Raw genomic sequence first — 16,299 nt, forward strand, 5'->3', positions numbered from 1 at the left:
TCCTACTTTAATCCCATTGTAGCAAATAATCATCATTCTGAACATTTTAAACTGTGTTATTTATAAACAAAACTCACCATTTTTGATGATTCCAGGATTCTCCATCGATTTCTCCTTGTAATTGGACTTTTCGTTCTGAAATTTCCAGTAAAAGTTTTTTTGTTTCATGCAACACAGCTTTTGTTTCATAATCTACCGATGTACTTAATTCTTCCAATTGTCGTACAAACCATTCTTCCACCATTTTATTGCTCCTTTAATTCTTGTAAGATAAATGTGAGGTCTTCAATCTCTTCTTTTTCATTCTCTAAATAGTCGATTAAGAATGCTTGCTTGGTCTGATCTAGTTGTTGTAAAGAATGATTGCTGCTTAGTCGCTCAATAAACCAGTTTATTCGCTGGATCAAGGTCGGTTTGCCTACTAATGTCAGGTATTGTTGATACGCCACTAAACGCTCCCAACGCTTTTCTTCTGTTTGATACATGAATTGCGCCATCACAAATGGAGGTAAAAAAGTCATTTCAAACTTGTGGGCAATCCGCTGATACGGTCTTAAAAATTCAGAAATGGTATATTCTTCTTTCCCGCCTGCTTGATATTCTTTTTCAGAAACGCCAGTTGTTACGACAATCCCTAATTCTTTGCCTTTAAGAAATTCGTCAGCGTGTTCCAATACAGTGTCCTCCCATAGTTTTAAATGAGCTGGCGCACTATACCAATACAAAGGGAATTGGAAGATGATCCGGTCATGTGTTTTTAATAATTCAAGTTCTGTATCACGATCAATCGTCCAATCTGGGTAATGTTTTTCCAAATGATGCCAAGTAACCGTTAAATTTTCAGTTGCTTCTTTGAAAAACTGTTGGTTCAATGATGTCTCAATCGTAGGATGACTAACGATAATCAAAGTTCTCATTTCTTGACTCCTCTTCATTCTTGCTATTTCCTAGTTTAGCACAGAACACAAAATGTCATTAGTCTCCTGCCTTATGGTTAAGTAGACCAGGAAACAATCTCTTGTTCTTCTAATTCTTTCTTCAAAGCACCTAATGAAAGGTTTTTGGACGCTTCATTTTTCATCCGTTTCCGATAATTTGTTGCTGTTTCTCCAGTTGTCTTTTTGAACATTCGGCTAAATACAACTAAACTATTAAAACCAACTTGATAAGCGATACTCTCTACTGAATCATCAGTCAACGATAATAAAAATGCTGCTCGGTTGATTCGCACGCCAATCAAATATTCTTTGATACTCGTTCCTAATTGATTTTTAAAGACTCTTGATAGATGACTCCGGTTGACTGACAGTTGTCGAGCAATTTCCTCTACTGTTAAATTTTCTGGATAGTGTTCTTCAATATACTTCACCGCTTCGATTGCTAGTGGCGAAGAGACTTTTTGATTTCCCAAACCGATTTTCCCGCCATCTTTTAGTAATACGGATAAAAAGCGATAAGTCAAAGCCGTCAATTCTAATTCATCTGCTAAACCGTCTTGTGAATAATGAAGACAGTCCAAAATAATATCTATATATGCCGAAATACCTGCAGAAACCATTGTATACTGATCTTCTTTGAATAAGGAACGTTCAATGATCTCTTTCGCTAATGGCCCACCAAAAGACAACCAACAGTAGACCCAAGGCTCTTCACCATCTGCTAAATAAAAAGTAGAATCCCCTGGCCGGATCAAAAACAGATCCCCTTTTTGCAATTGATATTGCTGTTCTTTCACATGGTAAGTTCCTTTACCTTCCATCACGACATGTAACACATAATCTTGTCTGATTGCTGGACCGAAAGAATGATATGGCAAAGTTTTTGAAAATCCACAAAAGTCAAAATAACACCCTTTAGCTAATTCTTGACGTTCTTTTTTTAAAAATATTGCTTGCTCCATCGCTCTCACTCCTTTGTTTTTACTTTACTCTTCTTGTTCTACAACGTGCAACAAAAAGTTAAATATTAGTCACAAAAATATATTCATCAGGAATCGTTTTCTTGATAAAGTCAATAGTAGAAAAAGAACTTTATTTATTTATTGTAACCGGTTAACTTTTTATTGTATATTTAACAAAGAAGGGATTAGATACTATGAAGAACAAAATGATACAACGGGTTTCTTATGCTTTAGGCGCATTCGGTCATGATACTTTTTATGTTACTCTCAGCACTTATTTTATGGTTTTTGTAACAAGCGAGATGTTTGCAGGTACAGATAAAGCAACTACTGCTCGAATGATCGCTACGGTGACCAGTTTAGTCGTTGGTATTCGTTTAATTGAAATCGTTTTCGATCCATTGATTGGCGGGATTATTGATAATACTCGAACAAAATATGGAAAATTTAAACCATGGCTGGTCATTGGTGGTTTAGTTAGTTCATTCCTTTTGATTTTTCTTTTTACTAATTTCTTTGGCCTTGCTACTCACAATACAACTTTGTTTATCATCCTTTTTACCATTGTTTTTGTATTATTAGATAGTTTTTATTCATTTAAAGATATTGCTTTTTGGTCAATGATTCCAGCTTTAAGTACTGAAACCAAAGAAAGAGAAAAATTCGCGACTTTTGCTCGATTCGGTTCTTCCTTAGGAGCAAACGGGACCACTTTGGTCGTCGTACCAATCGTCACATTTTTCACTTATTTAGTCACTGCTCATCATGTTGAAGGCGCTTCAGGTTGGTTCTGGTTCGGTGTGATTACCGCTGTGATCTCTGGAGGAACTGCAATTATTACAGCTTTAGGAACAAAAGAAGTCGACACGGCGATTCGTCAACAAAATGAAAAAGCAAGCATCAAAGATGTCTTTAAAGCAATTGCCCAAAATGACCAATTAATGTGGTTAGCACTTTCTTACATTGCTTATGCTATTGCCAATGTAGCAACAACTGCCGTTTTATTCTACTTTTTCAAATATGTCTTAGGTCAACCAACTCAATTCTGGATTGTCGGTTTAGTAGCAGCTTTACTTGGACTAGTCGCTGTGCCTTTATTCCCTGCTTTGACACGATTGATTTCTAGACGCTATGTCTATATCGGCGGTATTGCGATGATGATCAGTTCTTACTTCTTCTTCTCTATCGCAGGCACTAGCTTACCGATCGTGATCGTTGGACTTGTTTTATTTTACTTCCCACAACAGTTGATCTTTTTATCTGCCTTGATGACGATCACTGATTCTGTAGAATATGGACAATGGAAAAATGGGATTCGTAACGAAGCTGTGACTTTATCGATTCGCCCACTGCTCGATAAAATTGCAGGTGCTTTATCTAATGGGATCGTTGGGTTTGTCGCAATCGCAGCTGGTATGACTGGAAATGCTTCTGCTGCTGATATTACCAATCATGGGATCATGACTTTTAAAGCGTATGCATTTTATGTTCCTGCAGCATTGATGTTCTTTTCTGCCATCATTTTTGCTTGGAAGATCACTTTGACAGAGAAAAAACATGCGCAAATCGTCAAAGAACTAGAAAATAAATTAGCTTCACATGAAGAACTCGCATCTGAATTAGAAGATGACTTTATCATTCCACAACATTAAGAAAGGAATTATATTATGACGATTACAGAAAAAGACTTTGGTCAGGGGTACCATTTGATCACATTATCCAATACTCACGGACTTAAATTAGCCGTCACTGACTTAGGTGCACGGATCGTTCAACTAACTGCTAATGATCGGGAATTAATTTTAGGGTTTGACTCCGCACAAGAATATTTGACAAAAGATGCTTATATCGGAGCAACGATTGGACGAACAGCAGGTAGGATTGAAAAAGGCCAATTTTCTTTGAATGATCAAACCTATCAATTGAGTGTCGATCCTCAGACAGGGCATTCACTTCATGGAGGTACACCAGGATTTGAACAGAAAAAATGGACGTATCAACTAAGTGAAACAGACAAAGAAAGTTCAGTCACATTTACTACTACCAGTCCCGACGGAGAACATGGTTTTCCTGGAAATCTATCCGTAGAAGTTTGTTATACTTTGACAGAAGACAACATTTGGCGTGTTAGAACGCAAGCAATCAGTGATCAGGATACGCTTTTCAATCCGACCAACCACGTGTATTTCAATTTAAGTGGCGATGTAGAAGAATCAATTGATCAGCATACACTTTGGCTAGACAGTGAGTCTTTCGCTCCATTACGACCTGATAGTATACCAACTGGCGAAAAAGCGAGTGTTGCTCAAACAGCTTTTGATTTTCAAACACCTCAAAAACTAGCCACCGTCTTTACTAGTCAATTTGAACAAAAACAACTTGTTGATGGGATCGATCATCCTTTCTTTTTAAATAACCCAGGTATGAATCATGTATCGGCTTATTTATTAAGTCCCGATGAACAAATCAAAGTAAGCATCATGACCGATTCACCTAGTGTTGTGATCTTCACTGCTAACTTTGGGCAAGATACCCCAGAAATGCATGGAAAGAAACTAGCCAACCACGGTGGTATCACGTTTGAGACTCAAATCGCTCCCGGAGCAGAACAGTATCCAGCTTTTGGAAATATTCATTTAGCAGCACACACACCATTTGAAACAACTACAGAATTTAAAATCGACACAAGAGAGGGTATCTAACTATGGAAATCAAACGCAGTTTAAATACAAAATTCGCAGAAATCTTTGGACCTAAAAAAACCACACAATATTTTTCTCCAGGCAGAATCAACTTGATTGGTGAACATACAGATTATAATGGTGGTCATGTTTTCCCTGCCTCCATCACTTATGGCACACAAGGAGTTGCCGCACCTCGTGAGGATAATAAAGTATTGGTCTACTCAACAAACTTTGAAGACGACGGTGTCATCAGCTTTACTTTAGACCAACTTGATTACGACAAACAAGCAGGATGGGCAAACTATGTCAAAGGTATGATCGTTAAACTAAACGAAGCAGGCTACCCAATTGAACATGGTTTTGAACTCTTAGTTGAAGGGACGATCCCGAACGGTGCAGGACTTTCAAGTAGCGCTTCCTTAGAATTGTTAGTCGGTGTTGCCTTAGAAGACTTATTCCATTTATCCATTGATCGACTTGAATTAGTTCAAATTGGTAAAAAAGTAGAAAATGAATTTATCGGTGTCAACTCGGGGATCATGGACCAATTTGCGATTGGCTTTGGCGAATTAGACAAAGCTATTCTACTTGATACAAATACGTTAAAATATGAAATGGTTCCAGTAAAATTAGATGGCTATGCAGTAGTAATCATGAATACAAATAAACGTCGTGAATTAGCTGATTCTAAATATAATGAACGACGTAGTGAATGTGAAGAAGCACTAAAACGTCTCCAACAAAAATTAGCTATTCAAGCATTAGGTGATTTAGACGAAGAAACATTTGAAGCAAACATTGATTTGATTGGTGATGACACATTGATTCGTCGTGCTCGTCATGCAGTTACTGAAAACCAACGAACATTAGAAGCTAAAGCTGAACTGGTACAAGGAAACTTGGCTGCTTTTGGTCAATTATTAAATGCTTCACACGATTCGTTGAGACATGATTATGAAGTAACTGGTATCGAGCTTGATACATTAGTCGATGCAGCTCAAAAACAAGAAGGTGTCCTAGGCGCCCGTATGACAGGAGCTGGCTTCGGTGGCTGTGCGATCGCATTAGTCAAAGAAGAAAATATCCCTAACTTTAAAAACAAGGTCTATGATGAATACTTAGACGTCGTTGGCTACGCCCCAGAATTTTATGTGGCACACATCGGCAATGGTACTACAAAGATTATGGAAGAAAGTGTTTCAGCTTAATCCAATGAAAGAAATGTAAGGTAGTTCAACGTTACGTTTCAAAAGAATAAAGCAAAATTATGATCGTCACTTTTCAAAAAAAACAAATAATCATGAAATGCTACCTGAAGTGTCAAAACAAAGACCGACCACCAAAAGTTCATTTAAACAACTTTTGGCGGTCGGTCTTTTTGCAGCTAATTTTCTCACCTTATCCATTTCAATAAAACATCTACTATTATTGAAATAAATACGCATGATCCGTTTGATCTTCGATTCGTTTTTGCCATTCAGGATCATGTTTTGGTACAGTGGCTATTTCTTTAAATTTGTATGGTCCTAATTCAAAAAACTGTTGAAGGATCTGACTCACTTGCTCAAATAAAGCTGGACGCTCCATCCTATTTTTGACGGTCAGTTGCTGATCAGCTGTACAAAAAGTCACATTCCCTAATTCTTCAGAAACATTGATCGTCTTGCCCGCTCTACTCAACTGGCGAACTTCTCCTAACATTTCATAGATGTCCTCACCTTCATATCCTTCTAGTAGTGCTAGACTGTCAACTAACGAACTCACAGTCAAATCAGCAATGATTGCTGTTTTCGTTCCTAATTGCAGCGAATAGATCGCAGCATCTACGATACCACAGGCATTACAACCACCTTCTGTTAACTCACTTTTTCTAGTGATTTGTACTTCCATCATTTCTGGCTCACCTTCTTCCTATTATAGCTCTGTTTTTTATTCTTCGCGTTCTTTGCTCTTCTTTTCTTCATTTCCAAGCGAGCAGCTTCTCGCAGACAACGTACATGACAATTGACATAAGTTAACACTACTTCATCTGACTCTTGTTCAAATCCCCAAAAAGACATATTCATCCTTCCATTTCTTTTTTGAATGTGTATGGTACAAAAATATTGTGCAACTTCTCTGACAAATAAGAAAAATTTTGGCTTATTTCATAGAGTTGACACTTGAATACCATCTATGTATTTTTAGAAGTATTGATAGGCATCCCCAACATCTATCAGACAAATTATTTTCTATAGCATAAGAAAAAATAAAATTTACGTCAATATAAACAAGCAACTATAAAAAAATAAAATGCTCTTATTTATTTTAATTATGAGGTAAATAACTAAAACCCACAGAAATCCACATAGGACTTTTGTGGGTTTCAGCTATTTAGATCAGATAAAAGAAACAGAAGCTATCTCTTGATAATCAACGCATTCTTGTCTCGAACACTTATGACAATTTTTCAACTAGTTCCTCTAATTCATTTAATCGTTGTTCAAACTTAGTCATAGCTGATTCAATATAATCAGCTTTTGTCATGTCGACGCCTGCTTTTTTCATGACTTCAACTGGGTAATCACTATTTCCTGATTTCAAATAAGTAAGGTATTTTTCTAGAGCATCTGGCTCTTGACCCCAAATTTTATGCGCCAAAGCAGAGGCAGCTGAAAAGCCTGTTGCATATTGATAAACATAATAATTATAGTAGAAATGTGGGATACGAGACCATTCATATTTGATTTCCGGATCTTTTTCTACCGCTGATCCATAATATTTGGCATTCAATTCCCCATAACTGTCGCTTAGATATTCACTGGTCAAAGGTACACCTTTGGCATCTTCTTCATGCATGAAATGCTCAAATTCTGCAAATTGTGTTTGTCTGAAAATCGTTCCTTTGAATCCATCAAGATAATGATTCAAGACATATGCACGAACACGTGGATCTTGTTCAGTTTCAAGCAAGTATTCTGTCAAAATATTTTCATTAGTTGTTGAAGCAATCTCTGCTAAGAAAATGGAATAATCACCGTAAACAAACGGTTGATTTGAACGAGTAAAGTAACTATGCACACTATGTCCCATTTCATGTACGAGCGTAAATAATTGATCCAACGTATCATGCCAGTTCATTAAAATATAAGGATTGGTATCATAGCTTCCTGAAGAATAAGCGCCACTTCGTTTCCCTTTATTTTCGATCACATCGATCCAACGGTCAGCAAAAGCTTTTTCTACCACTGACAGATATTCTTCCCCCATTGGTGCCAAAGCTTCCAAAGCTTTCTGTTTCGCTTCTTCGTAAGTGAACTTGATAGGAGCTTCTCCTAATACTGGTGTATATAGATCATACATATGCAGTTTTTCTACATTTAAAAGACGTTTGCGTAATTCCATATAGCGATGCAATAGCGGAAGATTTTTATTGACTACTTCAATCAATGTATCATAAACACTTTCTGGGATATGATTGTTGCTCAAAGAAGCTTCTCTAGCAGAATGATAATGGCGAATTTTTGCTTTGTAATTGTGCCCTTTGATATGGGTACTCAATGTTGAAGCAAACGTATTTTTAAATTGATCATAGACACGATAAAGCCCTTTGAATGCAGCTTCTCTAACTGTACGATCTGTGCTTTCCATCAATTGACCATAGACACCATGAGAAAGCTGGATTTTTTTCCCATCTTCTCCCACGATCGTAGGAAACTCTAGATCGGCATTGTTTAAAACAGCAAATGTATCACTGGAAGCGCCAAAAATTTCTCCTGCTCCAGCTAGTAATGATTCTTGTTCTGCAGATAATATATGCGCACGATTATCCACCATTTGTTTTACGTAATGACGATACAGTTCTAACTTCGGCTCTTGCTCAAAATACTGCCAAATCTGCTCATCCGAAAGTTGAAGGACTTCTGGTTCATACCAAGAGACTGCTTCACTTACTTTAGAAAATAAACTTCCTGCTCTCGCATATAACGCTTGATAAGTCGTATTTGCTGTATCTTGGTCATTTTTTAAATGAGCATAGACATAAATGAGTTCCACTTTTCGGTAAACATCTAAAACAAATTCAAGCGCATTCAGAAATTCTGTCGCACCCTTTGCTAATGTTCCTTTATATTGATCGGAATTTTTTAATTCTTCTGTTAATTCTTGGTATTTTTCATCAAATTCTTGATCGCTAGAAAAGATTTTGGTGAGATCCCAAGTCAGTTCTTCAGGCAATTCTTCTCGTTTTGGTAATTGGGTTGTTTTACTCATTTCATACACTCCTTTATTGTTTTCACTCTTTTTTTCTAATTCATATTGAAAATAGAAAAATGAATAAGCCTCTAAAATCAGCTACTCTTAATTAGTGTATCATAATTTATTTCTGTATGACATCAAGAATATCTCCTCACACTCCTGGTAAAGCAATTGGAAAATCTTTTTCTTATCAACCATTGGATAAAGCCAAGTTGTTTTATTTGGTTCAATTTTTTGGAGCCAATTGAGATACTTCCATTGTTGGCTTCTGCCTGCTTGTTCACTGATGATTTCTTCAAATAAAAGACGATAAAAGAAAACTTTTTCTTGAAAATAAAAAAAAATCGACTTTCTGCGTACATCCACGGAGATAAATAAAGTAAATGTTTTTTTCTAAGATAGAATTGTTTTTGTAAATGAACGTATTTAGACTGACGATAGTATAATTTTTTTTGTAACCATTTTTGACAGCCAACATTAGTAAGAACTTTTTGCCGATTTTGATTCTCCATCTGTTTTTCTAATAGACTTACAGGAGATTCACTAAAGAAAGGCCAGCTGATTGTTTCATAGGTTACTGTTCCAGAAAATAATTCTGCCAAATGACAAAACAAATATAATCTTTTTTCTAGCCAATCGATTTTCCATAAATGAGTGCCCATAGTGTCATTGTACATACAAAAGTACTTTTCTCTCGTTTTTAAACGATCATTATTGAAAAAAGCAGAACCTAAGATCCACCAAACACGATAGTTTTTGCTTAGATATCCTTTTGTTCGTTCTTTCATCCGTTCATAAGCGAGAACTGAACACTGAATTTCTATGGCTAGATCCCCGCAAAGGATATCTGGTCTTTGTCGAAGGGTTGGTAAATAGGCTTCTAAGACAGGCGGATGAGTAACAAATTGTCTACACCACTCAAAAAAATATTTTTTGAGTTGGAGATGCTCCGTTGTTTCTTTCTCACTAAAACCAAAACAATCCTGTAAATTTTTGTGAGCAAAATGTGCTGTTTTTTGCTGCCCAGTTTTTAATATCACTGGTTCCTTACAAGCTGGGCAGAAAAGACTTTGCCGTTTCGTACATGTTGTAGCCAGAAATCTTTTTCCATGTTTATCGATTGCAACCATCATAAATTAACTGCCCCCCTTCTAAAAGAAAATACGTCAAAAAAGAACCTGATCATTTTCATTGATCAGATTCTTCAAATTGTTTCTTTGATTATTTGCTGCTTACGCAAAATAAAATTTTGTACGTTCCAAAGCATTTCGTTCCATAAGTAATTGCGCATATTCGTTCAATGTTTCAATGGTCCGATCGCTTCTTTCTGCAAACTCTAAAATTCGAGCTACTTCATTAGCGACATCTGTTTGGTTTAAATCTTCCATCCAAAAATGTACGGCTAAATAGTAGATACCATCTAGTAAATACAAATCTGTCCAGGCTGATTCCAACTCGACATCATTGGCTAGTTGAATCATTTGTTCAAAGTCTTCAAAAGCAAAAATCGCTTGGTGTTCTGTTTCATCGGAAATGCGTTCAGTCGTTTCTTCTTCATTATTTAAGATTTGTTGCTGGATAAATTCAGTTACATCATCAGAATCTAAAGAGTCTTCGTCTTCTTGGAGCATTTCTTCATTCGGTAAGTTTTTACTAATAAAAAGTTCTAAACCGTCTCCTTTAGGAAGCACTTGAAATGTAACAGCTTCGCTACTGCGGAACTCATCTTCAATATCAACTTCTTCTAAAATACTGTAGAAAAAATTTTCGATCTCTCTATGGTTACCAAGCAAGTCTAAAAATGAGACGCCTCGCTCTTCTAAATCTTCATGACCGATCATTACTCGGATCGTATTTTCATTAATATGTTCCATTTCCATCTGGCTACACCTCACTTTGCCACAACTATCAATATAACTTCATTGTAGCGAAATAAGCTTAAATGTAAAGAAAAAAAATTACCATTTAAAATCAAAATAAGTTTTTAATTTAACCTTGACATCATTTTTTTCACTTAGCTAAACGTAAAAAAGAGCTTAGGACAAAAAGCCACTCCTAATGCGAGAACGAATAAACGGCATTCAAAAAGTAATCCTTAACAATAAATCGAATTTTTGATACCAAGTATTTTGGTCTTCTCAAATCTTGCTATCAGCAAAAGAATAAAATTCATTTACATGTTACATCTAGTTATATGTACTTTCTATTCTGGTAAAAAAAAACTTAGAAAAACTACAAAAATAGTTTTTCTAAGTTAACGTTTATTTTCTATAATCCAGCCATTAATTGTGCTTGACGCAATTCCAATTGACGTACATCACGTGGTAAGAAACGACGGATTTCATCTTCATTGAAACCAACTTGTAGGCGTTTGTCATCGATCATAATCGGACGACGCAACAATCCAGGGTTATTTTGAACGAGTTCTAACAGTTCTTGCAATGGTAAATCATCAAGATCCATGTTTAGTTTTTGGAAAACTTTTGAACGTGTTGAAATAATTTCTTCTGTGCCATCTTCAGTCATTTGTAAGATTGCCTTTAATTCTGAACTATTTAATGGTTCAGAAAAGATATTTCGTTCAACAAATGGAATTTGATGTTCTTGTAACCACGCACGGGCCTTTCTACAGGAAGTACAACTTGGGGAAGTATATAGTGTTAACAACGTGCACCACTCCTTTTCATGACTAATGTCACTTTTTTGTAACAGAAGATCATTATAATCTTCCATCTGTTTCTATTATACATAATCAACTTTTAAATAGCTAGCTTTTTTCATAATATTTTATCAAAAAAATGAAAGTTATCTAAGATTTATATTCCGTAAAACCAACGCTTTACGTTTAGTTAGCAATTAAAAAATGAGAGTTTTCAAATTTAATTCAAATATAACCTGCCATTGAAACAGGCTTTAAAGTTGTACTATTATTTTATTACTCATCCTACAAAAAAACGGTTTCTTTGAAAAAATTATGTTTTTTATTTCTGTCTGCTTTATTTTGTTTGCTATTACAACAGTCCTTTTAATTGAACCTAACCCTTATTTTGTCCGCTAATTAAGCACCCTTTTATATTACAATGGTTATAAAATGAAAATCACTACAAAACGCCTTATCGTCATCATTAAGTGTTATTTTATATTTTAATCATTTTCGTTTTTCTGTATTAAAAAAAACATTCTTTATCAAGTAAAATAGGATTATTCTATTAAAATTAGTCAGAATTTCGTTTCATCGAGGATTAATTTATTCATCAGATAATCAAATGATATTCAATTTTACTATTTTAGTGAAAAAAACTGAAACTTAAAAAGCTTATTCTGTCAAGAAAAGCGAAATATAGTAATAAAAACCTTTATTTAACAACGTTTTAACCGGTATTTTTCTGATACAATAGTCGAGGATTTATGAAAAAAATGATGAAAACCGAAAGGCGTGTAGAATTTGATTAAGTCAGTTGTTTTTGACGTTGATGATACGATGTACGATCAACAACAGCCATTTAGAAATGCGGTAAAAAAAGTAGTGCCGCTTGTTTCAGATATAGATATGGGACCATTATATCTCCGGTTCCGTCATCACAGTGATGAAAATTTCCCTAAAGTGATGGCAGGAAAATGGACCTTGGAGTATATGCGTGCACATCGAATCAGCCAATCACTAAAAGACTTAGATTATCCACATATTACTGAAGAAGAAGGTCTTTATTTCCAACAAGTTTATGAAGAAGAATTAGATAATATCTGTCTTCATGAGGAAGTAAAGAAAACATTGGACTTCTTGACTGAAATGAATATCCCGCTCGGAATCATTACCAATGGTCCCACCGATCATCAAACCAAAAAATTGAATCAACTTCAATTAGCAAACTGGATTCCTTCACAGCATATGATCGTTTCGCAAGCAACAGGATTTCAGAAACCAGAAAAAGAGATTTTTCAACTTGCTGAAGAACGTTTCAATCTAACTGCAGAAGAAACTCTATATGTAGGCGATAACTACGACAATGACGTATTAGGTGCTAAAAGAGCTGGTTGGCAAGCGCTTTGGTTTAACCATCGTGAGCGAAAAGTTGATGGTCCATTGAACTGTGATATCGAAATCACCTCATTTGATCAATTATTAGAAACGATGAAAGTAATTTTCAGCTAAAGCATCCATGCACAGCTCCTAGCAAAACAAATAACTAAAAAACTCTCGAAACATAATCTTGTTTCGAGAGTTTTTTATTATTGAGTCTTAAGATTTAATTATTTTTTGTTTCAAAATTTTTAGTCTTCCAGGTCTCCGACACTCAGAATCATCCGGATATCATCTTCCGTTAATTTGGTTAATTGGTCTTCATTTCCTTGGATGACTTTTTGGAATAACTCTCTTTTTTCTTGTTGTAACGAATCCATCCGCTCTTCAATCGTTCCTTCTGCAATCATGCGCCAAACTTCGACCACATTTTTTTGTCCGATACGGTGCGCACGTCCTGCCGCTTGTTCTTCAATGGCTGGGTTCCACCATAAATCATACAGAATTACCGTGTCTGCTCCCGTTAAGTTGAGTCCGGTTCCGCCAGCTTTCAATGAAATCAAAAAGACATCTCGTTCTCCTTCATTGAATGCATCTACCATCGTTAAACGATCTTGCGGTTTGGTGCTTCCTCTTAAGTAAAAAGTAGAAATTCCTAATTCTGCTAGTTCTTCTTGTAAGATGGTCAACATACCTGTAAATTGAGAAAACAACAGAACCCGCCGATTGTTTTCTTTGGCTGCGACCAGTAGATCTTTGACTTGTTCTAGCTTTCCTGAGCCACCTTCATAATCCTCCAAGAATAATCTTGGATCACAGCAAATTTGGCGTAATCGTGTCAAACCAGCTAGAATACCGATACGATTCTTTTTAAAAGCTTCTGAGTCCATAGTAGAAATCTCTTCTCGCATCTGACGTAAATAAGCCAAGTACACGGTTTTTTGCTCTTCTGTCAATGCAGAATAAAGATTCATCTCGGTTTTTTCTGGCAGATCGCTTAACACGGTTTGCTTATCCCTTCGTAACACAAACGGACGAATCATTCGGGCAATTTCTTCAGGTGCCAGCTCTCTAAAGCGGGTCTTATTCGGGAAAAATCCCGGCATAATCGTCGCAAAGAGCGACCATAGTTCTTCCAAATTATTCTCAATTGGCGTCCCGCTTAAGGCAAAACGTTGCGGTACGCTTAATTCTCGTAGCGCTTGAGCTGTTTTAGTACTACTATTTTTAACCATCTGAGCCTCATCAAGGATCAAATAATTAATCGCATGTTTTTGATAATCTGCTAAATCTTGTCTTAAACTAGCATAAGAAGTGACTCTGATATCTGCCTTACGAGCTAATAGTTCTTCTCGTTCCTTTTTATTCCCGTTGATTACTTGGATGCTCAAAGAAGGAGCAAATTTTTTCACTTCTGCTTGCCAGTTATAGATCAAACTAGCAGGAGCGACGATCAAAGCAGAGAGTTCGCCTTTTTCTTCTTTTTCTGAAAGCAAATAGGCAATTGTCTGAAGGGTTTTTCCTAGACCCATTTCATCTGCTAAAATTCCGCCAAACTGGTAATTTCCCAGCATTTTCAACCATCGAAATCCTTGTTTTTGGTAATCACGCAATTCAGCTTGTAGACCTGCTGGCAAGGATACTTGATATTGTTCAGGTTGTATTAGATCTTGGATCATTTTTTGATAGGAGTCACCAAAAGTTGCTGAACTTCCTGCTAACTTATCTTGAATGATCAATCCTTGGTTTTTAGGCACATGGATCGTTCCAGATTCTGAACGGATCGATTCACGGAATTGTTGCAAGATTTGACTTGTTTGCTGAAACTCTTCGGAATCAAAGGACAGTACTTGCCCATTTTCTAACGTATAGAAAGCATCATTTCGCAACAAACTTTGTAAGACCTGATTGATTTCTTGTTCCTCAATCCCAGTCACATCAAAACGAATATCTAACCATGAACTGGTTTCTTCCACTTCAATCTTCGGTTGATGTCGATGTGCATCTAAATATAATTCCCGAAGTTTTTTCCCAAGGCGGACCTCACCAAACTGACGAAAAACGGCTAACTCTGTACGGAAAAAAGTATACAACTCTTCTCCTGTCGGCAATAAACGTTCATAGCCTGTATCATTTCGTTGGTAGCGATACATTTTGAACAAGTCTAATACGCGTTGTTCTTGGGCTTTGTCTCTTAATACTTCAGAAGCATTTTCAGCAATAACTTCATGTTTTTTATCTGTTGAAAAAACGACTTCATCATAGACAAAATCAACACGCGCCTGGATCTTGCCTTTCGATTTTCTAAAGAAGAAAATAAATTCCACTGGCACGTCAGCAACTTCTGCTTTCACTTCATCCGCTATGCTCACTTGACCAATTTCAGATAGCAATGGAATGATTTCTTTGAATAAGGAGGATAGTTCTTGCTTAAGAAACAATACTTCTGGTTTCTCAAATCTTCTCATAAGCTGTTTCCAAGTTAAATAGACTGCTTGTTGACGTTTTGTTAATGAATAAAAAGTTCCTTGGATCATTCCCCATTGATAATGAGTAAAGAACAACTCAAAGTCATTCAGTGCGCTTAATTGATAGGCCTCTTCTTTTTTTGTTACTTCAAATTCTAAGGAAGGCTCATTATCAGAAAATCGAACCCCTTGATAATTCACTTCTCCGATCTTCATTTGGAGTTTTGTCGTTTGGTTCATCTGTTCTAACAATGTTTTTGCTTGTTCGATCGGTAATAACAAATAACGTTTATCTAATTTCCCTTTGACTTGTAGGCCGTTTGCACCTAAAAGAAGTTGCGTTTGGGCACACTCAGCTAACGTTTTTAAGATTACTTGATCTTCTCCTTGAAAAGCTCGTTGATCTAGATGGAACTGGTATTGTTTATTCACAGTGTAGCGTTCATTTTCCATATAGGAATGTAAAAAATCAAAAATGTTTTTAACGATATACGTTTTCTTTGGCTGATCTAAATAGCCAATCCGCAAATAAACGGCTAAAATAGCTAATTCCGGATGATAATGATTGGTCTCAATCGTTTCTACTTGATATTCCACAATCAATGGTTGCGTCCGTGGTGAATTTTTTTTGACAGTTAGTCTTGAAAAACCTTTCGTTAAAATTTCACCTTCGCTACTTTTTTTGACTGGTTCTAACGTAGGTTGATCTGCCTTGATTATTCGTGAAAGATTCTTAGAGCGCAAGTACAGTTCGACTGCCACTGTATGCTTACAATAATGATGTTCTTCCCAATAAGGGCATTGGCAGAAATCGACTTCTTTGGCTGTCCCATCTAAATCGACCATATACAATTCACTGCCTAAGACTTCCGCATGCCAAACTTTTTCTTCTTGGTCAGGGACAACCGATAATACCCGTCCTTCTTGCAGATATTGACGTCCTCTTGCAATGACTTTTTCTGGAATGCTCCATTTCATCAGTTAATCCCC

Annotated in this window: 13 protein-coding genes; 4 read left to right on the forward strand and 9 right to left on the reverse strand. The window is 36.2% G+C overall.

Features of this window, described 5'->3' with window-relative positions; translation table 11 throughout:
• Window positions 1–73 precede the first annotated feature (73 nt).
• The 3 genes from IGK91_RS10585 to IGK91_RS10595 form a co-directional block, all read right to left on the reverse strand.
• Window positions 74–244 carry a hypothetical protein gene (locus IGK91_RS10585; protein WP_010737106.1) on the reverse strand — a complete coding sequence of 57 codons (171 nt, stop codon included), beginning with the start codon at window positions 242–244 and terminating at the stop codon, window positions 74–76.
• 1 nt (window position 245) lies between these two features.
• The gene (locus IGK91_RS10590) at window positions 246–917 is read right to left on the reverse strand and encodes an NAD(P)H-dependent oxidoreductase (protein WP_010737105.1); all 672 of its coding nucleotides are present in this window, start codon (window positions 915–917) and stop codon (window positions 246–248) included.
• A gap of 77 nt (window positions 918–994) precedes the next feature.
• Window positions 995–1,900 (reverse strand): AraC family transcriptional regulator, encoded by a 906-nt coding sequence (locus tag IGK91_RS10595; protein WP_010737104.1) that lies wholly within the window; start codon window positions 1,898–1,900, stop codon window positions 995–997.
• A 194-nt stretch (window positions 1,901–2,094) separates the two neighbouring features.
• Here IGK91_RS10595 and IGK91_RS10600 point away from each other — a divergent pair, with 194 nt between their 5' ends.
• From IGK91_RS10600 to IGK91_RS10610, 3 genes are read left to right on the forward strand one after another with little or no spacing between them, the layout of a single operon-like run.
• A complete protein-coding gene (locus tag IGK91_RS10600; RefSeq protein ID WP_034699920.1) occupies window positions 2,095–3,552 on the forward strand; it encodes a glycoside-pentoside-hexuronide (GPH):cation symporter in 1,458 nt (485 codons plus the stop codon).
• Between the two features lie 15 nt (window positions 3,553–3,567).
• Window positions 3,568–4,602 (forward strand): aldose epimerase family protein, encoded by a 1,035-nt coding sequence (locus tag IGK91_RS10605; RefSeq protein WP_010737102.1) that lies wholly within the window; start codon window positions 3,568–3,570, stop codon window positions 4,600–4,602.
• A 2-nt stretch (window positions 4,603–4,604) separates the two neighbouring features.
• Entirely contained in the window at window positions 4,605–5,792 is a 1,188-nt protein-coding gene (locus IGK91_RS10610; RefSeq protein ID WP_010720860.1) for a galactokinase, read from the forward strand.
• Window positions 5,793–6,009: 217 nt separating this feature from the next.
• Here the strand turns inward: IGK91_RS10610 and IGK91_RS10615 are convergent, their stop codons facing one another.
• The 5 genes from IGK91_RS10615 to spxA form a co-directional block, all read right to left on the reverse strand.
• Window positions 6,010–6,477, reverse strand: a complete 468-nt coding sequence (locus tag IGK91_RS10615; protein WP_034867740.1) for a DUF4809 family protein — start codon at window positions 6,475–6,477, stop codon at window positions 6,010–6,012.
• Window positions 6,478–7,020: 543 nt separating this feature from the next.
• The gene (pepF, locus tag IGK91_RS10620; protein ID WP_181934397.1) at window positions 7,021–8,835 is read right to left on the reverse strand and encodes an oligoendopeptidase F; all 1,815 of its coding nucleotides are present in this window, start codon (window positions 8,833–8,835) and stop codon (window positions 7,021–7,023) included.
• A gap of 122 nt (window positions 8,836–8,957) precedes the next feature.
• Window positions 8,958–9,953 carry a competence protein CoiA gene (locus IGK91_RS10625; RefSeq protein WP_010737098.1) on the reverse strand — a complete coding sequence of 332 codons (996 nt, stop codon included), beginning with the start codon at window positions 9,951–9,953 and terminating at the stop codon, window positions 8,958–8,960.
• A gap of 99 nt (window positions 9,954–10,052) precedes the next feature.
• The gene (locus IGK91_RS10630) at window positions 10,053–10,700 is read right to left on the reverse strand and encodes an adaptor protein MecA (RefSeq protein ID WP_010720865.1); all 648 of its coding nucleotides are present in this window, start codon (window positions 10,698–10,700) and stop codon (window positions 10,053–10,055) included.
• A 388-nt stretch (window positions 10,701–11,088) separates the two neighbouring features.
• Window positions 11,089–11,487 (reverse strand): transcriptional regulator SpxA, encoded by a 399-nt coding sequence (spxA, locus tag IGK91_RS10635; protein ID WP_002296384.1) that lies wholly within the window; start codon window positions 11,485–11,487, stop codon window positions 11,089–11,091.
• 778 nt (window positions 11,488–12,265) lie between these two features.
• Between spxA and IGK91_RS10640 the strand changes: the two genes are divergently transcribed.
• Window positions 12,266–12,973, forward strand: a complete 708-nt coding sequence (locus tag IGK91_RS10640) for an HAD family hydrolase (RefSeq protein ID WP_010720866.1) — start codon at window positions 12,266–12,268, stop codon at window positions 12,971–12,973.
• A 119-nt stretch (window positions 12,974–13,092) separates the two neighbouring features.
• On the opposite strand, the gene IGK91_RS10645 is transcribed toward IGK91_RS10640, so the two are convergent.
• Window positions 13,093–16,287 carry a DEAD/DEAH box helicase gene (locus tag IGK91_RS10645; protein WP_053766277.1) on the reverse strand — a complete coding sequence of 1,065 codons (3,195 nt, stop codon included), beginning with the start codon at window positions 16,285–16,287 and terminating at the stop codon, window positions 13,093–13,095.
• Between the last annotated feature and the right edge of the window lie 12 nt (window positions 16,288–16,299).

The organism is Enterococcus sp. DIV1208, assembly GCF_050530455.1.
Lineage (GTDB): Bacteria > Bacillota > Bacilli > Lactobacillales > Enterococcaceae > Enterococcus_B > Enterococcus_B hirae.